Origin of the sequence: Cellulomonas sp. JZ18 (assembly GCF_009720485.1) — a bacterium.
In the GTDB taxonomy this organism is placed as follows: Bacteria; Actinomycetota; Actinomycetes; order Actinomycetales; family Cellulomonadaceae; genus Cellulomonas.
In genome coordinates, this window is sequence record NZ_CP045245.1 from 1,353,226 (window position 1) to 1,373,920 (window position 20,695).

The following is a 20,695-nucleotide window of genomic DNA, read 5'->3' on the forward strand; positions in this document are numbered from 1 at the left end:
GGGACGCGCGCGGCGAGGAGGTGATGCCGCCCCCGGCCCCGCACGGGGTCGCAGACGCACGTCCCGCCCGGGCGGGTCCCACCCGCCCCTGACCTCCTCAGGAGGCCCCTATGGAGATCGTGGTCGCCGGCCGGCACACCGAGGTGTCCCCGCGGTATCGCGCCCACCTCGAGAACAAGCTCGCCAAGGTCGAGCAGCTGGCCCCGCGCGCCCAACGCGTCGACGTCATCGTGTCGCACGAGCCGAACCCCCGGCAGTCCGACAGCAGCGAGCGGGTCGAGATCACCGTCGTGGACAAGGGTCCGGTGATCCGTGCCGAGGCCTGCGCCGACGACGCGTACGCCGCCCTCGACCTCGCGCTCGGACGGCTGCAGGAGCGGCTGCGCCGGGCACGGGACCGGCGCAAGGCGCACCGCAACCACGCTCCGGTGGCGCCCGTCGAGGTGCTCCCGCCCGCCGAGGCGGGCGACACCGTCGGGGACGACGTCCCGACGCCGGCGGACGTGCCGGAGCCCGTGCCGGACCAGGACGGCGTCACCGAGACGATGCTCGGCGACTCCCCGGTCGTCATCCGGGAGAAGGTGCACCGCGCCGTCCCGATGACGGTGGACGACGCGCTCTACGAGATGGAGATGGTCGGCCACGACTTCTTCCTGTTCGTCGACGCCGAGACGGCCCAGCCGGCGGTCGCGTACCGCCGGCGCGGCTGGAGCTACGGCGTGATCAAGCTCGACACGGCCGTCCGGGACGCCGGGTCCGCGGAGCCGGTCGCGGGCTGAGGGTCGCGCCGCACGGCGGTGGACGCCGGGGCGGGGGCGGTGGCGCACAGGGCGCTCCGCCCCCGTCCGAGCGTCACGGGCCGGCCCGGGCGGTGTCGGAGGCGGGCGGCAGGATGGGCCCATGAGCGACCTCACCGCCCGCACCGCCGCCGGCCGGGCCACGGCCCCCGTCCGCGAGGTGCTCACGGTCGCCGAGGTGCGCCGCGCCGCGCTGCGCGCGTCCGGGCTCGACCGGCCGCGCGCCGAGCGTGCCGTGCCGGCCGGGACGCGCGGGCTGCAGACGGTGGTCGACCGCCTCGGGCTGCTGCAGATCGACTCGGTGAACGTCCTCGCCCGGGCCCACCTCGTGCCCGTGTACTCGCGGGTCGGCCCGTGGGACGTCACGGCGCTCGACCGTGCCGCAGGGGCGCCGCCGCGGCGCCTGGTCGAGACGTGGGCGCACGAGGCGTCGTTCGTGCCGCCGGAGACGTTCCGGGACCTGTGGTTCAAGCACGAGCACCTGCGGTCCGAGAGCCGGCGCCGTGGGGTGCACATCCACGGCGTGCCGATCGACAGCGCACCGGAGGTGGCCGAGGTGCGCGCGCTCGTCGACGCGCACGGGCCGGTGACCGCGCGGGAGGCGCACGCGCTGATGGGCGCGCGGCACGCCCGCCCCACGGACCACTGGGGCTGGAACTGGACGGTCGCGAAGCGTGCCCTCGAGTACCTGTTCGACGTCGGGGAGCTCACGTCGGCGGGTCGCAACGCCCAGTTCGAGCGCCGGTACGACCGCGCCGACCGCGTGCTGCCCCGGGCGGTGCGGGAACGACCCGCCGTCGACGAGGCGACCGCACGCCGGCGCCTCGTCGCCGTCGCGGCGCGTGCGCACGGCATCGCGACGGTGCGCACGCTCGCCGACCACTGGCGCACGAACGTCGCGCGCACGCGGCAGGCGGTGGACGAGCTCGTCGAGGACGGCGTCCTCGTGCCGGTCGCGGTCGAGGGCTGGTCGGCCCCCGCCTTCCGGCACCGCGACGCCACGGTGCCGCGGCGTGCGACCGGACGGGCGCTGCTCAGCCCGTTCGACCCCCTCGTGTGGGAGCGGGCGCGCACGGAGGCCCTCTTCGGGCTGCGGTACCGGATCGAGATCTACGTGCCCGCGCCGCAGCGCGTGTGGGGCTACTACGTCCTGCCGTTCCTCCTGGGTGAGCGGCTGGCGGCGCTCGTCGACCTCAAGGCGGACCGCGCGTCGGGCGTGCTGCGGGTGGCGGCCGCGCACCACGCGCCCGGCGGAGCGGGCGGCACCGGCACCGGCGCCGACGGACGCAGCGTCGCCCGCGAGCTGGCGGCCGAGCTGCGGACGCTGGCCGCCTGGCTCGGGCTCGACGACGTGCACGCCGCGGAGGGTGCCGGCGACCTCGTCCCCGAGCTCGTCGCCGCACTGGTGCAGGAGCCGTCGCCGCCGGGGTGAGCGCGCACCGGGGCGACGGGACGCCCCACCGTGCGGCGCGGCTCGCCTACGATGGTCGGGCCCGGCCGAGCGGCCGGGACACGGACCGCCCCGGCGCTGCGCGCGGACGGGGCGCAGCACGTCGGGAGAGATGCGTGACGGCGATCCTCGAGAAGGTCCTCCGGCTCGGCGAGGGACGGGTCCTCAAGAAGCTCTCCGGCATCGCCGCGCAGGTCAACGCCCTGGAGGACAGCTTCACCGCGCTGTCCGACGCCGAGCTGCGCGAGGAGACCGACCGGTTCCGCGCCCGCCTCGCCGACGGCGAGACGGTCGACGACCTGCTGGCCGAGGCGTTCGCGGCCGTGCGCGAGGCGTCCCGCCGCACCCTGGGTCTGCGCCACTTCGACGTCCAGCTGATGGGCGGCGCGGCCCTGCACCTGGGGAACATCGCCGAGATGCGCACCGGTGAGGGCAAGACCCTCGTCGCCACGGCGCCGGCGTACCTCAACGCGCTGTCCGGCAAGGGCGTGCACGTCGTCACGGTGAACGACTACCTCGCGGGCTACCAGGCCGACCTCATGGGGCGCGTGTACCGCTTCCTCGGCCTGACGACCGGCACCATCCTCGCGAACATGACGCCGGCGCAGCGGCGCGAGCAGTACGCGGCCGACATCACGTACGGCACCAACAACGAGTTCGGCTTCGACTACCTGCGCGACAACATGGCGTGGAGCGTCGACGACCTGGTCCAGCGCGGCCACCACTTCGCGATCGTCGACGAGGTCGACTCGATCCTCATCGACGAGGCACGCACGCCGCTCATCATCTCGGGGCCCGCCTCGGGCGACGCCAACCGCTGGTACGGCGAGTTCGCCAAGGTCGTGCGCCGCCTCGAGCGCGAGCGCGACTACGAGGTGGACGAGAAGAAGCGCACGGTCGGCGTGCTGGAGCCGGGCATCGAGCGGGTCGAGGACTACCTCGGCATCGACAACCTGTACGAGTCGCTCAACACCCCGCTCATCGGCTTCCTGAACAACGCGATCAAGGCCAAGGAGCTGTTCAAGCGCGACAAGGACTACGTCGTGATGAACGGCGAGGTGCTCATCGTCGACGAGCACACGGGCCGCATCCTGCCCGGCCGCCGGTACAACGAGGGCATGCACCAGGCGATCGAGGCCAAGGAGGGCGTGGCGATCAAGGCCGAGAACCAGACGCTCGCCACGATCACCCTGCAGAACTACTTCCGCCTGTACACCAAGCTCTCGGGCATGACCGGTACGGCCGAGACCGAGGCCGCCGAGTTCCAGGGCACGTACAAGCTCGGCGTCGTGCCGATCCCCACGAACCGCCCGATGGTCCGCATCGACCAGAAGGACCTCGTCTACAAGAGCGAGGAGGGCAAGTTCGACGCGGTCGTCGCCGACATCGTCGAGCGGCACGCCAAGGGCCAGCCGGTCCTCGTGGGCACGACGAGCGTCGAGAAGTCGGAGCTGCTGTCGTCGAAGCTGAAGAAGCAGGGCGTCCCGCACGAGGTCCTCAACGCCAAGCAGCACGCACGCGAGGCGGCGATCGTCGCGCAGGCGGGCCGCAAGGGTGCGGTCACGGTCGCGACGAACATGGCCGGCCGCGGCACCGACATCATGCTCGGCGGCAACGCGGAGTTCATGGCCGTGGCCGAGCTCGCGGAGCGCGGCCTGGACCCGGCCGAGAACGCGGAGGAGTACGAGGCCGCGTGGCCCGACGCGCTCGCGAAGGCCAAGGCGGCCGTGGCGGCCGAGCACGACGAGGTCGTCGAGCTCGGGGCCTGTACGTCCTCGGCACCGAGCGGCACGAGTCGCGCCGCATCGACAACCAGCTGCGCGGACGGTCCGGGCGTCAGGGTGACCCGGGTGAGTCGCGGTTCTACCTGTCGATGCAGGACGACCTCATGCGCCTGTTCAACTCGGGTCTGGCCGAGTCGATGATGACGCGCGCCGGCTTCCCCGAGGACATGCCGCTGGAGTCGAAGATCGTCACGCGCGGCATCCAGTCCGCGCAGGCCCAGGTCGAGGCGCGCAACTTCGAGATCCGCAAGAACGTCCTCAAGTACGACGACGTGCTCTCGCGCCAGCGCGAGGTCATCTACGAGCAGCGCCGCCGCGTGCTCGAGGGCGAGGACCTGCACGAGCAGGTCGCCCACTTCCGCACCGACGTCCTGACGGACTACGTCGCGTCGGCGACCGCGGAGGGCCGGCCGGAGGACTGGGACCTCGACGCGCTGTGGACGGCGCTCAAGGCGGTCTACCCCGTGTCGATCACCCCCGACGAGGTCGTCGAGCAGGCCGGCGGTCCGACGCGCCTGTCGGCGGAGCTGCTCACGCGTGAGGTGCTCTCGGACGCCGAGCACGCCTACGCGGAGCGCGAGGAGCAGCTCGGCGCGGAGAACATGCGCCAGCTGGAGCGCCGTGTGGTGCTGTCGGTCCTCGACCGCAAGTGGCGTGAGCACCTGTACGAGATGGACTACCTCAAGGAGGGCATCGGCCTGCGCGCGATGGCGCAGCGCGACCCTCTCGTGGAGTACCAGCGCGAGGGCTTCCAGCTCTTCAACGCGATGACGGACGCCATCAAGGAGGAGTCGGTCGCGTACCTGTTCAACCTCGAGGTGCAGGTCGCGCCGGCCGAGGGGACGCAGGACGCCGCCGCCGGCAGCCCGGTCGTGAGCGTCGAGTCGGCGGCGACGGCCGCCGGCTCCGCGGGCGCGGCCGCCGCGGCGCCGCGTGCCGAGGGCGCACCCGCCGGACGTCTCGTGGCCAAGGGCATCGACGGGCCGGCGCAGCGCACGCCGCTGCAGTACAGCGCCCCGTCGACCGACGGCGACAACGGCGTCGTGACCCGCCGTGAGGACGGTGCCCCGCCTCGGCCGGCGGCGACGGCGGCAACCGTGCCGAGCGACGCAAGGCCGCCAAGCAGCGCAAGCGCTGACGGTCACGGCGCCCGCCCGCCACCGTGCGCGGCGGGCGCCGTGCCGCCCGTCGGGCGCTCCGCCCCGGGTGCCGCCACGCCGCTCGGTGCGACGGTGACCCGCGGACGGACGGGTCAGGCGACGATCGACCGGGTCACCGCCGACTGCTCCGTGAGCACGGCGCCGATGACCTCCTGGGTGCCGTTGATCCGCTCGACGACGTCGCGGATGCCGCTCAGCGCGGTGACGGCCGTGCCCACCTGCCGCTGCACCTCCGCCACCTTGTCACCGACCTCCGTCGTGGCGAGCGCGGTCGCGTTCGCGAGCTCCTTCACCTCGTGCGCCACGACGGCGAAGCCGCGTCCCGCCTCGCCGGCGCGCGCCGCCTCGATCGTCGCGTTGAGCGCGAGCAGGTGGGTCTGCGCGGCGATCGTGCCGATGGTCTGGACCACCTGGCCGATCTCCTCCCCGGACCGGCCCAGCCCCGCCACGTCCCGGTCGGCGGCGACGACGAGCCGCTGCCCCTCCGCCGCGACGGACGTCGCGGCCAGCACGTTGCGCTCGACCTCCTCGATCGAGGCGACCAGCTCGCGGCCGGCGGCACGCAGCCGGTCGGCGGCGGTGAAGCGGCCGAGCGCCTGGCCGACCAGGTAGGCGGCGTCCTGCAGCGCGCGGCGCCGGCCCGGGGTGAGGTCCAGGCGCTCGAGGACGAAGAAGTCCATCGTCCCGACGACGCGGCCGTCGACGAGGATGGGCAGGCACACGCCCGACTGCACCCCGGCGGCCCGCGCGGCAGGGGCGCGCACGCAGTCGGTGACGTCCGCGAGGTCCGGCACGAACACCAGCTCCCGGGCGAGCCACGCGCGGCCCGCGAGCCCGACCCCTGCGCGAACGTCGCCTCTCGAGTCACGCGCCGGAACGCCTCGCCGGCGTCGCCGGACTCCTGCACGAAGCGCAGCACCCCGTCGCCCTCGTCGACCAGCCAGTACGAGCCGTAGGCCCAGCCGAAGCCCGTGCGGATCGTGTCGAGCGCCCGCGCGAGGGCGTCCTGCGCGCTGACCGCCGACGTCACCGCGTGCAGCACGGCGGTGCTCGCAGCCGTCTCGCGCGCCGCCTCCGCCTGCCGGTCGGCGACGACGAGCCGCTCGAGCGCCTGCGAGGCGACCGCGCCGACCGCCTCGAGCACCGCCCGCCGCTCCGGTGAGAGCTCGAGGACCTCCGTCGTGAAGAAGTCCATGGTCCCGATGACGTCGCCCTCGACGAGCAGCGGCACGCACACGCCCGACCGGACCCCCGCCCGCTGCGCCGCGGGGGCGCGCACGCAGTCGGTGAGCTCACCCAGGTCGCTGACCGCCACGAGCTCGCGGGCGCGCCACGCGCGGCCGGCGAGCCCGGCCCCTCCGCGAACGTCGCCTGCCGCGTCACGTCCCGGAACTCCTCGCCGGCGTCGCCCGACTCGGCGACGAACCGGAGCACGCGCGCCTCGGTGTCGACGGTCCAGGCCGACCCGTACGCCCAGCCGAGCTGCTCGCGCACCACCGCGACCGCGGCCTCGAGGCCGGCGGTGACGTCCTCGACGTCCGTCAGGGCACGGACGAGGCGTGTCACCGCGTGCAGGTCGGCACGGGCGGCGGCGGTCTCGGCGGTCAGGCGGCGGACTTCGGACCGCAGGGCGGCGGAGCGGAGCATGGCGGGTTCCCTCGTCACGGTGGGGCACCGCCGACGCCGGCGGTGGCAGCGCTCCCGCGTGGCAGCGCGCGACCGTGCCCCCGCGGGTCGCCCTCGACGCGACCGCCGGGTGGCGGCGCGGCGACAGCATGCGGTCCGTGGCGCCCGCGCGCGCGGCGAGCGGACGCCCGTCCGGAGGTTCATCCGTGCGGCCCAGCGCGTGCACGTGCCGAACCGGACGGACGGGCGGGAATCGGGGGCCCGCACGGGTGACGCCCTCACGGCTGTCGGCGGTGCACGAGACAGCCGACGACGCGGGCGTCACCCGATCTCGAGCGTCGTCACCCGCCACGCGGCCCGGTGCGCCTCCAGGCGGAGGGCGACCGCCCGGACCCGGGAGCCGTCGTCGACGACGAGGCACGCCTCCGCGGTCCGGTCGTCGAGCTGGCACACGCGCACGCGGCGCACCCGGGCCCGCGCGGCGGCGGGACCGGCGGCGCGCCGCGTGAGGGCGGCCCGCTCCTGCACCGCGACGAGGACACCCGGCGTCAGCCACCGGGCGAGCTGGGCGGCCGGACGGCGGCCGAGCACGACCTCGACGCACGCGAGGCCGACGCCGTGCGCGAACCGGGTCGCGTCGACGTCCGGAGCGGGACCGGGCCCCTCGTCGGCCGACTCGACCACCAGAGCGCGGTCGCTGGCCACGAGGCGCACGCGCTCGGCCACCGGTGGCGGCGGGGTCAGCCGCGCCTCGGCGCGCGGGCCCGGCGCGACCGGGAGCGCGGGGACCAGGCGCAGACGCGGCGCCGCGGGCGGCCGCTCCGCCGCCCGACGGCCGCGCGTCGGGTGGGCGGCGGCGTGGCCGGCGGGCGCCGGTGCGACCGCTCCGCGCGGTCGGGTCGGCGCGGGGTGCAGCGCGCGCAGCGCCGCTTCGACCACGGTGGCGTCGGCCGTGTCCTCGAGCAGGGTGGTCATCGCGTGCTCCCGTCGACGTCGGCCGGCACGACGAGCACCTGACCGGGGTGGATGAGGTCGGGGTCGGGGCCCACCGTCGACGCGTTCGCCGCGTACCAGGCGGGCCAGGCGGCGGCGACGGCCGCGTCGGGTGCGTCGGGACCGAGGTGCCGTGCCGCGATCGACCAGAGGGTGTCGCCGGGTGCGACGACGACGGTGCGCGCCGCGGCGGGGTCCTCGCGCACCGACCCGGGGGGCGCGGAGGGTGCCGGTGCGGCGGACGCGGGCACCGTCGTGCCGGCGACGGCGGTCGCCTCCGGCGCGACGCTCGCCGGTGCGTCGGCGGGGTGCGGCGAGCGTCCGTCGGACGCGGACGCCCCGGCCGGCGCGCCGGGTCCGGCCGTGGGGGTGGCGGCGGGTGCGGCGGGTGCGGCGGCGGGTGCGGACGGTCCGACGGGCGGCGCCGTCGCGTCCCCGCCGGTCGCCGGTGCGGGGGAGGCGGTGGGCGGCGCCGCGGGGGAGCCGACCCCGCCGTTCGCCGGTGCCGCGGGCAGCACGTCGGACGTGGGCGCCCATCCCAGGTCGAGGACCGGGGGCGCGTCCGTGACGCTCGCGTGCGCGGCGGTCGTCGCGCCCGCACCGACGGCGGCGGCGACCGCCAGGGCGAGGGTGCGTCGCACGAGGACCGGCGCCCACCGCCGCACGGCGGCCTCCCCGACGCCCCACGTCCGCCCGCCGGCCCGGGCGACCACGCACGTGGCGGCGACGACGGCGGACGCCCCCACCCAGGCGGCGGCCAGCGCCCCCGCGGCGAGGACGGCGCACGCCACCGCGGCGTCCGGGCGCCACGGGGCGGCGGTGGCCACCGTGCCGAGCGTCCGCCCGACGAGGAGGGCGGCGGCCGCGAGCGCCAGCAGACCGCCAGGAGGAGCAGGGTCGCGGCGACGGCGCCGTGCAGGGGCGCGGCGGTTGGACGGGGACCGGTCACGTGAGCCTCTCGATCATGCAATTTGGTGTCGTTTGATGCAGGAAGAGTGCCTTAGGTGTAGACGTCGGCGTGCAATCTGTCCACAGATGTCCGATCCGTGGCCGCGCGGCCATCTCGCGCACAGCCCCCGCTACCGTCACGCCCCATGCGGTGGGAGCGGCTGTTCGCCGACCTCGAGGGGCAGCTCGCGGCGGGGGCCGCAGCGCAGGGACGGTGGGACGTCGCCGACCTCGTCCGTGCCGAGCGAGCGCACGTGCGGCTCGCCGACCGTGCGCGCGCCGGCGCCGGGGCACGTGTCCGCGTCCTGCTGGCGGACGCGGGGGAGCCCCTCGACGGGGAGCTGCTCGAGGCGGGTGACGACTGGGTGCTGCTCGCGCTGTCCGAGCGACGTCGTGCCCTGGTGCCGCTCTGCGCCGTGGACGTCGTCGCCGGGCTGCCGCACGCGGTCGCACCCCCGGCCGGTCACGTCGAGCGTGCGCTCGGCCTCGGGCACGCCCTGCGGGCGCTCGCGCGCGACCGTGCGACCGTGCAGGTCCGCACCCGCGGAGGAGCGGTCACGGGGCGGCTGGAGCGCGTCGGCGCGGACCACGTCGACCTCACGCCCGACCAGCCCGCCGCGCGGACCGTCAGCGTGCCGTTCGCCGCTCTCTGCGCGGTGGTGTCCGCGTGAGCACCGGGTCCGGCGCGGGGCGGGGCGTCAGCGCGCGGCGTCCCCCGGCGACGCGGTGTGCGCGTTGCGGGCCCGGGTCTGCTCGTACATCCGCTCGATGTACCTCTCCAGCTCGGTCGCCTCGACTCGCCACTGCAGCCGGCCGCCGATCTGGATGGCCGGCAGCTCGCCGGAGCGCACGAGCGCGTACGCCTGCGGGGCCGAGATGTTGAGGATCTCGGACACGTCGGCGAGCGTCAGGAAGCGCGGGGCCATGGCGGCAGTCTGGCACGCACGCCCCGCACGACGGCGTCGTCCACAGGCCGCGCCGGCCGGCCCCCGGCGGTGCCGTCCGGTCCGCCACACTCGCCCTGCGCGTCGTCCGGTCGCGCCCGCCTGAGCCCGTCCCGCCGCACCGCGGCGGCACCGTCCCGAGGACCCCGGAGGACCCGATGGAGACCCCCGTGCTCGACCTGCCCGCACCCGTGGCGGCGCGGCTGCGCCGTCCCGGCTGGCGCGACCCGCGCCTGCTCGTCGGCGTCGTGCTCGTCGCGGCGTCGGTGGCGCTGGGCAGCTGGGCGGTGGGCGCCGCCCAGCGGACCGTGCCCGTCTGGGTCGCCCGCGACGTGCTCGCCCCGGGCGACACGCTGCGTGCGTCCGACCTCGTGGTCGCGGACGTGCGGATCGGCGCAGCGGTGGACGGCTACCTGCGGGCCGACCGCGGGCTGCCGGACGACCGGGTCGTGCTGCGCACCGTCGGGGCAGGCGAGCTCGTGCCCCTGCGCGCCGTCGGTCGCGCCGACGCGCTGGAGGTCCGGCCGGTGCCGGTCCCGCTCGAGGGGCCGCGTCCCGCGACCTCGTGGCCGGTGCCTCCGTCGACGTCTGGTGGACGCCGCCGCAGGACGAGCGCGCCACGGGTGCGGACGACTCCGGCGCCGCGGACCGCGCACCCCGCCAGCTCGCGTCCGCCCTCACCGTGGCGGAGGTGAGCGGCCCCGACGGCGCCTTCGGCGCGGGCGGTGCGCGGACCGCGCACGTCCTCGTCCCGCTCGACGAGCTGCCCGCGGTCCTCGGCGCGCTCGCGGGCGACGGCGTCGTGGCCGTCGTCGCCGTGCCCGGCAGCGGGGGCTGACGTGGGCGTCGGTGTGCTCTGCGCGGTCCAGGGGGCCGCGGAGTCGGCGATCGTGCAGGCCGTGGAGGGGTCGGGGGGCCGGCTGTCGGTCACGCGACGCTGCGCGGACCTGACCGAGCTCCTCGCCGCCGCCGAGGCCGGCCTCGGGGGCTCGCGGTCGTCTCGGCGGACCTCGACCGGCTCGACCGTGAGGCCGTCGCCGAGCTGCACCGCTGCGGTGTGCGCGTGGTGGGCCTCGGCGACCCGACGCGCCCGTGGCTGGCCGAGCGCCTCGCCGCGCACGGGGCGGACGTCGTCGTCGAGGTCCCCGCGGACGCCGACGCCGTCGTCCGGGAGGCGCTCGGTGTGCTCGCCGGTGCGGCGCCGGCGCGCCCGGCGTCGGCGCCGGAGCCGGCTCCGGCCACCCGCCGCGGCGCGACCGTCGCGGTCTGGGGCCCCACCGGAGCACCCGGCCGCACGTTCGTCGCGGTCAACCTCGCCGCGGAGCTCGCCGCGCTCGAGCACGACGCCCTGCTCGTCGACGCGGACACCTACGGGGGCGTCGTCGCCCAGGTGCTCGGGGTCCTCGACGAGTCGCCCGGCCTGGCCGCCGCCGCCCGTGCCGCCGGCCAGGGCGCCCTGGACCTGCCGTCGCTGGCACGTCTCGCGCCGGTCGTGCTGCCCCGGCTCAGGCTGCTCACGGGCGTCGCGCGCGCCGACCGCTGGCCCGAGCTGCCCGCCTCGTCCACGCAGGAGGTGCTGCGGGTGGCGCGCGGCCTCGCGGACGTGACCGTCGTGGACACGGGGTTCTGCCTCGAGCAGGACGAGGTGCTGAGCTACGACACGCGTGCGCCTGCGCGGAACGCCGCGACCCTCACCGTGCTCGAGCAGGCCGACCTCGTGGTCGTCGTCGGGGCGGCCGACCCCGTGGGCGTCCAGCGCCTCGTGCGTGCGCTCGGCGAGCTCACGGACAGGGGTCTGGGCCTGCAGCGGACGGTCGTGGTCAACCGGCTGCGACCGACGGTGGCGGGAGCGCGGCCCGCGGACGCCGTGACGGCGGCGCTCGCCCGCTACGCCGGCGTGCACGACGTGGTCCTCGTGCCCGACGACCGCGCCGCCGCGGACGCCGCCCTGCTGGAGGGACGCGCCCTGCGCGAGATCGCGCCGGGCTCACCGGCGCGACGTGCGGTCGCGACGCTCGCAGCACGTGTGGCGTCGGAGCTCGCCGTGGAGGCGCGCGTCGCCGCCGTCTGACGCGTGGGACGGCACACTGGGCACGTGCGCGTCTACCTGCCCGTGACCCTCGACGAGCTGCAGGACCCCTCTCCGGTCCTCCTCGCCCCCCGGCCCGCCCACGCCGTCACGCCCGCTCTGCGCGCGGCGTGGACCGACGAGGACGAGGAGGGGTGGGAGTACGCGGCGCAGGCGAGCGCCGCGGACGACAGCCTCGCGCTGCTGGCCGCGCGGCCCGACGCCCCCCGGCTGCGTGTGGTCGTGGCGGCCGACGTGCCCGACGCGTGCGTGGCCGCGGCGTCCGACCCGGCGGTCCCGTCCGCCGTGGAGGTGGTGTGCGGGGTCGGGCTCGACCAGGTCGCGTCGGTGCACGTCGACGAGCCCGAGGCGGCGGCCGACGTCGCCTCCGCCGCCGCGGGGGACGAGGCAGCGGTCGAGCGTCTGGAGGAGCGCGACCTGCTCTGGTACGACGTCACGGAGGTGCGGGACATCCCGCGCGGGTGAGGTCCGTCACGAACCGGCCGTACCGGCCCCGCAGAGACGGTGCCGGTTGGACCCGGCCCCCGTCGCTCGGGTAATGTTCACGGCCGGTGCGGCGCCCACGGGTGCGGCACCACGGAGCTGCGGACGCCACGGCGTGCGACCCGGACGCCGACCTCGTCGGCCGACGGCGGCGCATCGGTGCAGGTCACAGCCCCTGGGGTATGGTGTAATTGGCAGCACGACTGATTCTGGTTCAGTTAGTCTAGGTTCGAGTCCTGGTACCCCAGCGCAACCCGCGGAGCGATCCGTGGGTGGCTCGGACACCCGTCGTACGCGGCGGACCGGGCGCCTCGGCCGAGTTTTCGACTCGGACGGGAAGTCCGGTAGAGTGTCACCACGGCACACGGCCTACGGGTCGTGAGCAAGGCCCCCGTTGTGTAGCGGCCTAGCACGCCGCCCTCTCACGGCGGTAGCGCCGGTTCGAATCCGGTCGGGGGTACGTCCGAGGCCCGGTCACCATCAGGTGACCGGGCCTCTGTCGTTGCGCCCGCCGTCCACCCTGAGGCTCCTGCGTGCGGGGCAGCGGAGGGCGGGACGGTGAGGGAGGGGGCGGGGTGTGTCGGTCGGGGCCCACCGGCGAACCGCCTGCACGTGTCACTCCCCGCGGCCGGGGAGGGCTCCCGCGACGCGCAGCGGAGCGCCCCGGCCGTTCGTCGCCGGGACGCCCCGTCGTTCCTGCGCCGTGCCTCGCCGCGGGCGAGGGCCGCGTGCCGTGCCGCCCGGTCAGTCCGCCGTGCGGCGCAGCACCTCGGTGAGCCGGTTCGCGGCCGAGACGACCGCCGCGGCGTGCAGCCGGCCGGGCTGGCGCGAGAGGCGCTCGAGCGGGCCCGAGACCGACACGGCGGCGACGACACGGCCCGACGGCCCGCGGACGGGGGCCGAGACGGAGGCCACGCCGACCTCGCGCTCGGACACCGACTGGGCCCACCCGCGGCGGCGCACGCCGGACAGGATCGTCGCCGTGAACTTGGCGCCCTGCAGGCCGCGGTGCAGGCGGTCCGGCTCCTCCCACGCGAGCAGGACCTGCGCGGCGGAGCCGGCCTGCATGGTCAGCGTCGCGCCGACCGGGATCGAGTCGCGCAGCCCGATGGGCCGCTCGGCGGCGGCGACGCAGATGCGCTGGTCCCCCTGGCGGCGGTACAGCTGCGCGCTCTCGCCCGTGTGGTCGCGCAGCAGCGCCAGCACCGGTCCCGCGGCGGCGAGCAGGCGGTCCTCGCCGGCGGCCGTCGAGAGCTCCGACAGGCGCGGGCCGAGGATGAACCGGCCCTGCAGGTCGCGGGCGACGAGCCGGTGGTGCTCGAGCGCGACGGCGAGGCGGTGGGCGGTCGGACGCGCGAGGTGGGTGGCGGCGACGAGCTGGGCGAGCGTCGCCGGTCCGGCCTCGAGAGCGCTCAGCACCGAGGCGGCCTTGTCCAGCACGCCGACTCCGCTAGAGTTGTCCATGGTTCGATATTGCCGTCTCGGTCAGTGAGATGCAAGACGGCACGCAGGACGCCCGCCCGAGACCCGGTCGCGGGCGACGACCGGGAGCCCCCGCCCGGAGGAGAGGAACTGAGGACATGGCCGGCACGCTGGCGGAGAAGGTCTGGGACGCGCACGTGGTGCGCCGCGGCACGAACGGCGCCCCCGACCTGCTGTACATCGACCTGCACCTGGTCCACGAGGTGACCAGCCCGCAGGCCTTCGAGGGCCTGCGGCTCGCGGGCCGCCCGGTCCGCCGTCCGGACCTCACGATCGCCACCGAGGACCACAACACCCCGACGCTCGACATCGACCGGCCGATCGCCGACACGACGAGCCGGACGCAGATCGAGACGCTGCGCCGCAACGCGGCCGAGTTCGGCGTGCGCATCCACTCCCTCGGCGACGCGGACCAGGGCATCGTCCACCAGGTGGGCCCGCAGCTCGGCCTCACGCAGCCCGGCCTGACGGTGGTCTGCGGCGACTCGCACACGTCGACCCACGGCGCGTTCGGCGCGCTGGCGTTCGGCATCGGGACGAGCGAGGTCGAGCACGTGCTCGCCACGCAGACCCTCCCGCTGGCGCCCTTCAAGACCATGGCGATCACCGTCAACGGTCAGCTTCCCCCCGGTGCGACGGCCAAGGACATCATCCTCGCGATCATCGCGAAGATCGGCACGGGCGGCGGGCAGGGCTACGTCCTCGAGTACCGCGGCGAGGCCATCCGGTCCCTCTCGATGGAGGGCCGCATGACCATCTGCAACATGTCGATCGAGGCCGGTGCGCGCGCCGGCATGATCGCGCCCGACGAGACGACCTTCGAGTACCTCAAGGGCCGCCCGCACGCGCCCGAGGGCGCCGACTGGGACGCGGCGGTCGAGTACTGGCGCACGCTGCGCACGGACGACGACGCCGTCTTCGACGCCGAGGTCGTCCTGGAGGCGGCCGACCTCGAGCCGTTCGTCACGTGGGGCACGAACCCGGGCCAGGGCCTGCCGCTGTCGGGCTCGGTCCCGGTGCCCGAGGAGATCGCCGACGCGAACGAGCGCGTCGCGGCCGAGCGCGCCATCGAGTACATGGGTCTGACGCCCGGCCAGCCGCTGCGGTCGATCAAGGTGGACACGGTCTTCATCGGCTCGTGCACCAACGGCCGCATCGAGGACCTGCGCGCGGTCGCCAAGCTCGTCGAGGGGCGCAAGAAGGCCGACGACGTGCGCGTGCTCGTCGTGCCGTCCTCGGCGCGCGTGCGCCTGCAGGCCGAGGCCGAGGGCCTGGACAAGATCTTCCTCGACTTCGGCGCCGAGTGGCGCAACGCGGGCTGCTCGATGTGCCTGGGCATGAACCCGGACCAGCTCGCGCCGGGGGAGCGCTCGGCCTCCACGTCGAACCGCAACTTCGAGGGCCGGCAGGGCAAGGGCGGCCGGACGCACCTGGTCTCGCCGATCGTCGCCGCCGCGACCGCGATCCGCGGCACGCTCTCGTCCGTCGCCGACCTCGGCCCGGACGTCCCCGTGCCCGACGGCAGCCCGCTCGTGCGCACCGACGCGCTGCAGTCCGCCTGACGCCTCTCGACCCCGGACAGGAACACCGCCATGGAGAAGTTCACCCAGCACACCGGCGTCGGCGTCCCGCTGCGGCGCAGCAACGTCGACACCGACCAGATCATCCCGGCCGTCTACCTCAAGCGGGTCACGCGCACGGGCTTCGAGGACGCGCTGTTCGCGGCGTGGCGGGGCGACCCGTCGTTCGTCCTCAACCAGGACGCGTACCGTGCCGGCTCGGTCCTGGTGGCCGGCCCCGACTTCGGCACCGGGTCCTCGCGCGAGCACGCGGTGTGGGCGCTGAAGGACTACGGCTTCCGCGTCGTGATCTCCTCGCGCTTCGCGGACATCTTCCGCGGCAACTCGGGCAAGCAGGGCCTGCTCGCGGCGCAGGTCGCGCAGGAGGACGTCGAGCTGCTGTGGAAGGTCCTCGAGACCCGGCCGGGCACCGAGGTGACCGTCGACCTCGACGCGCGGACGGTGACGTGCGACGACGTCGTCGTGCCGTTCCACGTCGACGACTACACGCGCTGGCGCCTCATGGAGGGCCTCGACGACATCGGCCTGACGCTCCAGCACGCGGACGAGATCACCGCGTTCGAGGAGCGGCGCGAGGCGTGGCGCCCGCGCACGCTGCCGGCGAAGCACCTGCCGCCCGTCGAGGTGCGCCCTGCGCGTCCGGTGGTCGGGCTCGAGCTGGGTGCGACGCGCCGCGGGTGACGCGCCACCCCGACGCGTGACGGTGCACCTCCCGGACCCGCCGCTACCGTGGCCTCGTGCGCGGTGGTCGCGCGGGTCCGGGAGGAGCACGTCGCCCCCCCGGGTCCCCACGAGGGATGTGAGAGTTTCGCGAGGACCGTGCACGCCGCGACCGCGGTGGCGCGGCGCGGTCGCGGCGTAGGGGAGCATGGGACCATGACCGACCTGCTGTACGTCGACGGTGGCAACCCCCTGCGCGGGGAGATCACCGTCCGCGGCGCCAAGAACTTCGTCTCCAAGGCGATGGTCGCCGCGCTCCTGGGCGAGACCCCGAGCGAGCTGCGCAACGTCCCGCAGATCCGCGACGTGGCCGTCGTCACCGGGCTGCTCGAGCTGCACGGCGTCCGGGTGCACGCGGACGCCGAGGCCGGCGTCCTGCGGCTCGACCCGACCGACGTCGAGCAGGCGCACGTCGCCGACATCGACGCGCACGCGGGATCGAGCCGGATCCCGATCCTGTTCTGCGGCCCGCTGCTGCACCGGCTGGGCGAGGCGTTCATCCCGGACCTGGGCGGGTGTCGGATCGGCGACCGGCCGATCAACTACCACCTCGACATCCTGCGCCAGTTCGGTGCCGTCGTGGACAAGACGCACAACGGCATCCACATCCGCGCCCCGCGCCGGCTGCAGGGCACGAAGATCGCGCTGCCGTACCCGAGCGTCGGCGCCACCGAGCAGCTGCTGCTGACGGCGGTCCGCGCCGAGGGCATCACGGAGCTGTCGAACGCGGCGATCGAGCCCGAGATCATGGACCTGATCAACGTCCTGCAGAAGATGGGCGCGATCATCTCGGTCGCCACGGACCGCGTGATCCGGATCGAGGGCGTCGACCGCCTGGTCGGCTTCCAGCACACCGCGCTCGCGGACCGCATCGAGGCCGCGTCCTGGGCCTCGGCGGCGCTGGCGACCGGCGGCGACGTGTACGTGCGCGGCGCCACGCAGCCGGAGATGACGACGTTCCTCAACACCTTCCGCAAGGTCGGTGGCGAGTTCACGATCGACGACGAGGGCATCCGGTTCTTCCACCCGGGCGGCGACCTCAGCTCGATCCAGCTCGAGACGGACGTGCACCCCGGCTTCATGACCGACTGGCAGCAGCCGCTCGTCGTCGCGCTCACGCAGGCGCGCGGGCTGTCGATCGTGCACGAGACGGTGTACGAGAACCGGTTCGGCTTCGTCGACGCGCTGCTCGGCATGGGCGCGACGATCCAGGTCTACAAGGAGTGCCTGGGCGGGCGGCCCTGCCGCTTCGGCCAGCGGAACTTCTACCACTCCGCCGTGATCTCGGGACCGACGCCGCTGTCCGCGGCCGACATCGAGGTGCCGGACCTGCGTGGCGGGTTCAGCCACCTCATCGCGGCGCTCACGGCGAAGGGGCAGTCGTCCGTGCGCGGCATCAGCCTCATCGACCGCGGCTACGAGCGCTTCACCGAGAAGCTCGAGGCGCTCGGCGCGCAGTTCAGCCGGGAGTCCGCGCCCGTGCACTGACCCACCGGCACCCGCACGGGGCCGGCCGCGCGTCCGCGTGGCCGGCCCCGTGCGCGCGGCGGCTACGATCCTGTCCCGTGCCGTCGCCGCTGCGCTCCAACCGTGCCTACCGCAACGTCGCGCGCATCGTGCGGCCGTTCCTGTTCGCGACGACGCGGGCCGACTGGCGCGGCGCGGAGCACCTGCCCTCGGACCGCGGGTTCATCGCGGCGTCCAACCACATGACCGAGGTCGACCCGCTGACCCTCGCGCACTTCCTGTGGGACCACGGGCACGTGCCGCGCATCCTGGCCAAGGCCTCGCTCTTCTCCGTGCCCGTCGTCGGGCCCGCGCTGCGCGCGACCGGGCAGATCCCCGTGCACCGCGAGACCGCCGCCGCGGGGGACTCGCTGCGCTCGGCCGTGGAGGCCCTGCAGGCCGGCGAGTGCGTGGCCGTCTTCCCGGAGGGCACGCTGACGCGCGACCCCGACCTGTGGCCCATGGTCGCCCGCACCGGCGTGGCGCGGCTCGCGCTGACCACGCGCGCCCCCGTCGTGCCCATCGCGCAGTGGGGGCCCCAGGACCTGCTCGCGCGGTACGGCAAGGTGCTGCGTCCCGTCCCCCGCAAGAAGGTCACGGTGGTCGCGGGACCGCCGGTCGACCTCGACGACCTCTACGACCGCCCCCAGGACGCGGCGACGCTGCGCGAGGCGACCGCGCGCGTCATGACCGCGATCACCCGGCAGCTCGAGCAGGTCCGCGGCGAGCAGGCGCCCGCGGAGCCGTTCGACGTCCGGCGCCGCCGCGCTGCGTCGGCTGAGGGCAGGAGCAGGCGTGAGCGCGACGGGGGAGGGCCTGCACGCCGCCGTACTCGGCTCCGGCAGCTGGGGGACCACGTTCGCCGCGGTGATGGCCGACGCGGGCTGCTCCGTCACGGTCTGGGGACGGGACGCCGCGACCGTGCGCGAGATCGCCGAGGAGCGCCGCAACAGCCGCTACCTGCCGGGCATCGAGCTGCCCGCGGGCGTGACGGCGACGGCGGACCCCCGGGAGGCGGTGCGCGGGGCGGACGTCGTGGCGGTCGCCGTGCCCTCGCAGCAGGCCCGTGCGGTGCTCGTGCCGCTGGCGGACGCGATCGGCCCCGACACCGTCGTCGTCTCGCTGATGAAGGGTGTGGAGCTCGACACCGACCGCCGCATGAGCGAGGTCGTGGCCGAGAGCCTGCGGGTGCCGGCGGAGCGCGTCGCGGTGCTCTCCGGGCCCAACCTCGCGCGCGAGATCGCGCTGCGGCAGCCGACCGCGACCGTCGTCGCCTCGACGAGCGACGCGACCGCGCGGCTCGTCGCGCGGGCCTGCGCGTCCTCCTACTTCCGCCCGTACACGAACCCGGACGTGGTCGGGGTGGAGCTGTGCGGTGCGGTGAAGAACGTGATCGCGCTCGCCGTCGGGATCTCGCAGGGCCGCGGGATGGGCTACAACACCATGGCGACGGTCATCACGCGCGGGCTCGTCGAGATCACCCGGCTCGGTCTGGCCCTCGGCGCCGACGCCGACACGTTCCCGGGCCTGGCGGGCATGGGCGACCTCATGGCCACGTGCGCGTCCCCGGACTCGCGCAACCACAGCCTGGGCGTGCACATCGGACGCGGCATGAGCCTCGACGAGGCGCTGGTCGCGACCGGCGGCACGGCCGAGGGCGTGAAGTCGTGCCGCTCGGTGCTCGAGCTGGCCACGTCGCTCGGCGTCGACATGCCGATCACGGCCGCCGTCGTCCAGGTGCTCCACGAGGGGCTGCCGGTCGACCGGCTCGCCGGGCTGCTGCTCGCGCGGCCGCACAAGGCCGAGGGCGTCTGACCGGCGGGGCGGCGGCGGCCCACCCGAGGGTCAGCCCTCCGCACCTGCCGCGGTGGTCGCCTGCGCCGCCGCGAGCCCGGCCTCCAGGTCCGCCCACAGGTCGTCGACGTCCTCGATGCCGACGCTCATGCGCACGAGGTCCTCGGGCACGGTCAGCGACTCCGTGGCGAACCGGCGGCGCCGCTCGAGCATCGACTCGACCCCGCCGAGGCTCGTCGCCGGCACCCACAGGCGCACCGCCGCCACGAGCGCGTCGGCGCCGGCCGTGCCGCCCACGGGACGCACGCCGAGGACGGAGCCGTACCCGTCCATCTGGGCGGTGGCACGGGCGTGCCCGGGGTCGCCGGGCAGGCTCGGGTGGCGGACCTCGACGACGGCGGGGTGCGCGGCGAGGCGGTGCGCGAGCTCGGCGGCGTTGCGCTGCGCGCGCTCGACGCGCAGCGCGAGCGTGCGCAGCCCGCGCAGCGCGAGCCACACCTCGAACGGGCCGGCGATCGCCCCGTGGGTGGTGCGGTGCGCGACCACCCGGGCGTGCAGGTCCGGGTCGTCCGTCACGACGGCGCCCAGCACGACGTCGGAGTGCCCCGCGAGGTACTTGGTGACCGAGTGCACGACGAGGTCCGCACCGAGGGCGAGCGGACGCTGCACGAGCGGCGTCGCGAACGTGTTGTCGACGGCGACGAGCGTGCCCACCTCGTGCGCGGCCGCGACGAGCGCCGCGACGTCGGCCACCTCGAGCATCGGGTTGGTCGGCGACTCCAGCCACAGCAGGGCCGCGGGCGCCACGTCGCCCCCGCCCCGCACGGCCGCCGCGACGGCCTCGGTGTCCGCGACGTCGACCAGGTCGACGGTGAGGGCGCCGCGCTCCGCGAGCTCGCGCAGCAGCACGAGCGTCACCTGGTACGCGTGCCGCGGCACGACCACCCGTCCGCCCACCGGGACGAGCGCGAGGACCGCGGCGATGGCCGCCATCCCCGAGGCGAGCACGACCGCGGGGGGACCGTCGACGGGACGTCCGGCGTCGGCGTGCCCGGCGCGCTCGAGCGCCGCGAGCGCCTCCTCGAACGGCTCCCACGTCGGGCTGCCCGAGCGTCCGTACAGGTGCTCGCCCGCGACCGGCGCGCCCTGGGACACGAACGTCGACGACAGCACGAGGGCGGGGTTCACGGCCCCGCCGGGCGCGCGGTCGGGACGGCCGGCGCTGACGGCGAGCGTGCCGGGGGAGAGGCGGGCGGGGTGCGACGGGGTGTGCGGACGGTCCACCCGCGCAGGGTAGCCCGCGCCCGGCCCCTCCCGCGCCGCGGCCCGGTAGGGTCGG

The 20,695-nt window shown here is 75.7% G+C and carries 17 protein-coding genes, 2 tRNA genes and 3 pseudogenes; 15 read left to right on the forward strand and 7 right to left on the reverse strand.

Going from position 1 to position 20,695, the window contains the following annotated elements; genetic code table 11:
- Nucleotides 1–110: 110 nt before the first annotated feature.
- The 3 genes and pseudogenes from hpf to secA all read left to right on the forward strand — a co-directional run bounded on the left by hpf (nucleotide 111) and on the right by secA (nucleotide 5,267).
- Complete coding sequence (gene hpf / locus GC089_RS06210) at nucleotides 111–779, forward strand: ribosome hibernation-promoting factor, HPF/YfiA family (protein WP_155376899.1); 669 nt, start codon at nucleotides 111–113, stop codon at nucleotides 777–779.
- 121 nt (nucleotides 780–900) lie between these two features.
- Nucleotides 901–2,229, forward strand: a complete 1,329-nt coding sequence (locus GC089_RS06215) for a winged helix-turn-helix domain-containing protein (protein WP_155376900.1) — start codon at nucleotides 901–903, stop codon at nucleotides 2,227–2,229.
- A gap of 134 nt (nucleotides 2,230–2,363) precedes the next feature.
- Nucleotides 2,364–5,267 (forward strand): annotated as a pseudogene (secA, locus tag GC089_RS06220) (preprotein translocase subunit SecA).
- 16 nt (nucleotides 5,268–5,283) lie between these two features.
- On the opposite strand, the gene GC089_RS18945 reads toward secA, so the two are convergent.
- From GC089_RS18945 to GC089_RS06240, 4 genes and pseudogenes are all read right to left on the reverse strand, one after another.
- On the reverse strand, nucleotides 5,284–6,426 hold the full coding sequence (locus GC089_RS18945; RefSeq protein WP_304515656.1) for a methyl-accepting chemotaxis protein: 1,143 nt from the start codon (nucleotides 6,424–6,426) through the stop codon (nucleotides 5,284–5,286).
- Nucleotides 6,354–6,968: pseudogene (locus tag GC089_RS18950) on the reverse strand (GAF domain-containing protein); the annotation flags it as partial. The pseudogene GC089_RS18950 and the gene GC089_RS18945, both read right to left, overlap by 73 nt.
- A gap of 170 nt (nucleotides 6,969–7,138) precedes the next feature.
- The gene (locus GC089_RS06235; RefSeq protein WP_155376902.1) at nucleotides 7,139–7,792 is read right to left on the reverse strand and encodes an Rv3235 family protein; all 654 of its coding nucleotides are present in this window, start codon (nucleotides 7,790–7,792) and stop codon (nucleotides 7,139–7,141) included.
- Nucleotides 7,789–8,637 carry a LysM domain-containing protein gene (locus tag GC089_RS06240; protein ID WP_196250843.1) on the reverse strand — a complete coding sequence of 283 codons (849 nt, stop codon included), beginning with the start codon at nucleotides 8,635–8,637 and terminating at the stop codon, nucleotides 7,789–7,791. Before GC089_RS06240 ends, GC089_RS06235 begins: the two co-directional genes overlap by 4 nt.
- Nucleotides 8,638–8,904: 267 nt before the next feature.
- On the opposite strand from GC089_RS06240, the gene GC089_RS06245 reads away from it, so the two are divergent.
- Nucleotides 8,905–9,429, forward strand: coding sequence for a hypothetical protein (locus GC089_RS06245; RefSeq protein ID WP_155376904.1), 525 nt, complete (start codon nucleotides 8,905–8,907; stop codon nucleotides 9,427–9,429).
- A gap of 27 nt (nucleotides 9,430–9,456) precedes the next feature.
- Here GC089_RS06245 and GC089_RS06250 read toward each other — a convergent pair whose 3' ends face one another.
- Complete coding sequence (locus GC089_RS06250; protein ID WP_155376905.1) at nucleotides 9,457–9,684, reverse strand: helix-turn-helix domain-containing protein; 228 nt, start codon at nucleotides 9,682–9,684, stop codon at nucleotides 9,457–9,459.
- Between the two features lie 176 nt (nucleotides 9,685–9,860).
- Here GC089_RS06250 and GC089_RS06255 point away from each other — a divergent pair, with 176 nt between their 5' ends.
- The 6 genes from GC089_RS06255 (at nucleotide 9,861) to GC089_RS06275 (ending at nucleotide 12,734) form a co-directional block, all read left to right on the forward strand.
- Entirely contained in the window at nucleotides 9,861–10,397 is a 537-nt protein-coding gene (locus tag GC089_RS06255) for a hypothetical protein (RefSeq protein ID WP_370514079.1), read from the forward strand.
- Nucleotides 10,394–10,540: a hypothetical protein gene (locus GC089_RS19955; protein WP_370514080.1), complete on the forward strand. Its 147-nt coding sequence runs from the start codon at nucleotides 10,394–10,396 to the stop codon at nucleotides 10,538–10,540. The genes GC089_RS06255 and GC089_RS19955 overlap by 4 nt, the downstream gene beginning before the upstream one ends.
- Before the next feature lie 225 nt (nucleotides 10,541–10,765).
- Nucleotides 10,766–11,773 carry a hypothetical protein gene (locus GC089_RS06260; protein WP_230685107.1) on the forward strand — a complete coding sequence of 336 codons (1,008 nt, stop codon included), beginning with the start codon at nucleotides 10,766–10,768 and terminating at the stop codon, nucleotides 11,771–11,773.
- 24 nt (nucleotides 11,774–11,797) lie between these two features.
- A complete protein-coding gene (locus tag GC089_RS06265) occupies nucleotides 11,798–12,256 on the forward strand; it encodes a hypothetical protein (protein WP_155376906.1) in 459 nt (152 codons plus the stop codon).
- A gap of 194 nt (nucleotides 12,257–12,450) precedes the next feature.
- Nucleotides 12,451–12,522 (forward strand) — tRNA-Gln (locus GC089_RS06270).
- A gap of 139 nt (nucleotides 12,523–12,661) precedes the next feature.
- A tRNA-Glu gene (locus GC089_RS06275) sits at nucleotides 12,662–12,734 on the forward strand.
- 284 nt (nucleotides 12,735–13,018) lie between these two features.
- On the opposite strand, the gene GC089_RS06280 is transcribed toward GC089_RS06275, so the two are convergent.
- Nucleotides 13,019–13,738 carry an IclR family transcriptional regulator gene (locus GC089_RS06280; protein WP_155376907.1) on the reverse strand — a complete coding sequence of 240 codons (720 nt, stop codon included), beginning with the start codon at nucleotides 13,736–13,738 and terminating at the stop codon, nucleotides 13,019–13,021.
- A gap of 116 nt (nucleotides 13,739–13,854) precedes the next feature.
- Here GC089_RS06280 and leuC point away from each other — a divergent pair, with 116 nt between their 5' ends.
- The 5 genes and pseudogenes from leuC to GC089_RS06305 all read left to right on the forward strand — a co-directional run bounded on the left by leuC (nucleotide 13,855) and on the right by GC089_RS06305 (nucleotide 19,377).
- A complete protein-coding gene (leuC, locus tag GC089_RS06285) occupies nucleotides 13,855–15,318 on the forward strand; it encodes a 3-isopropylmalate dehydratase large subunit (protein WP_155376908.1) in 1,464 nt (487 codons plus the stop codon).
- A 30-nt stretch (nucleotides 15,319–15,348) separates the two neighbouring features.
- The gene (gene leuD / locus GC089_RS06290) at nucleotides 15,349–16,017 is read left to right on the forward strand and encodes a 3-isopropylmalate dehydratase small subunit (protein WP_155376909.1); all 669 of its coding nucleotides are present in this window, start codon (nucleotides 15,349–15,351) and stop codon (nucleotides 16,015–16,017) included.
- Nucleotides 16,018–16,212: 195 nt separating this feature from the next.
- Nucleotides 16,213–17,544, forward strand: a complete 1,332-nt coding sequence (murA, locus tag GC089_RS06295; RefSeq protein ID WP_155376910.1) for a UDP-N-acetylglucosamine 1-carboxyvinyltransferase — start codon at nucleotides 16,213–16,215, stop codon at nucleotides 17,542–17,544.
- A gap of 77 nt (nucleotides 17,545–17,621) precedes the next feature.
- Nucleotides 17,622–18,329: pseudogene (locus tag GC089_RS06300) on the forward strand (lysophospholipid acyltransferase family protein); the annotation flags it as partial.
- A 28-nt stretch (nucleotides 18,330–18,357) separates the two neighbouring features.
- Nucleotides 18,358–19,377, forward strand: coding sequence for an NAD(P)H-dependent glycerol-3-phosphate dehydrogenase (locus GC089_RS06305; protein WP_155376911.1), 1,020 nt, complete (start codon nucleotides 18,358–18,360; stop codon nucleotides 19,375–19,377).
- Between the two features lie 30 nt (nucleotides 19,378–19,407).
- Here GC089_RS06305 and GC089_RS06310 read toward each other — a convergent pair whose 3' ends face one another.
- Nucleotides 19,408–20,640: a PLP-dependent aspartate aminotransferase family protein gene (locus GC089_RS06310; RefSeq protein WP_155376912.1), complete on the reverse strand. Its 1,233-nt coding sequence runs from the start codon at nucleotides 20,638–20,640 to the stop codon at nucleotides 19,408–19,410.
- Nucleotides 20,641–20,695: the final 55 nt, after the last annotated feature.

Bases quoted from the DNA above. Each gene is read 5' to 3' on its own strand.
- GC089_RS06245 (WP_155376904.1), top strand. From the start codon at position 8,905: ATGCGGTGGGAGCGGCTGTTCGCCGACCTCGAGGGGCAGCTCGCGGCG.
- GC089_RS06280 (WP_155376907.1), bottom strand. From the start codon at position 13,738: ATGGACAACTCTAGCGGAGTCGGCGTGCTGGACAAGGCCGCCTCGGTG.
- hpf (WP_155376899.1), top strand. From the start codon at position 111: ATGGAGATCGTGGTCGCCGGCCGGCACACCGAGGTGTCCCCGCGGTAT.
- GC089_RS06235 (WP_155376902.1), bottom strand. From the start codon at position 7,792: ATGACCACCCTGCTCGAGGACACGGCCGACGCCACCGTGGTCGAAGCG.
- GC089_RS06215 (WP_155376900.1), top strand. From the start codon at position 901: ATGAGCGACCTCACCGCCCGCACCGCCGCCGGCCGGGCCACGGCCCCC.
- GC089_RS06255 (WP_370514079.1), top strand. From the start codon at position 9,861: ATGGAGACCCCCGTGCTCGACCTGCCCGCACCCGTGGCGGCGCGGCTG.
- murA (WP_155376910.1), top strand. From the start codon at position 16,213: ATGACCGACCTGCTGTACGTCGACGGTGGCAACCCCCTGCGCGGGGAG.
- GC089_RS06250 (WP_155376905.1), bottom strand. From the start codon at position 9,684: ATGGCCCCGCGCTTCCTGACGCTCGCCGACGTGTCCGAGATCCTCAAC.
- leuC (WP_155376908.1), top strand. From the start codon at position 13,855: ATGGCCGGCACGCTGGCGGAGAAGGTCTGGGACGCGCACGTGGTGCGC.
- leuD (WP_155376909.1), top strand. From the start codon at position 15,349: ATGGAGAAGTTCACCCAGCACACCGGCGTCGGCGTCCCGCTGCGGCGC.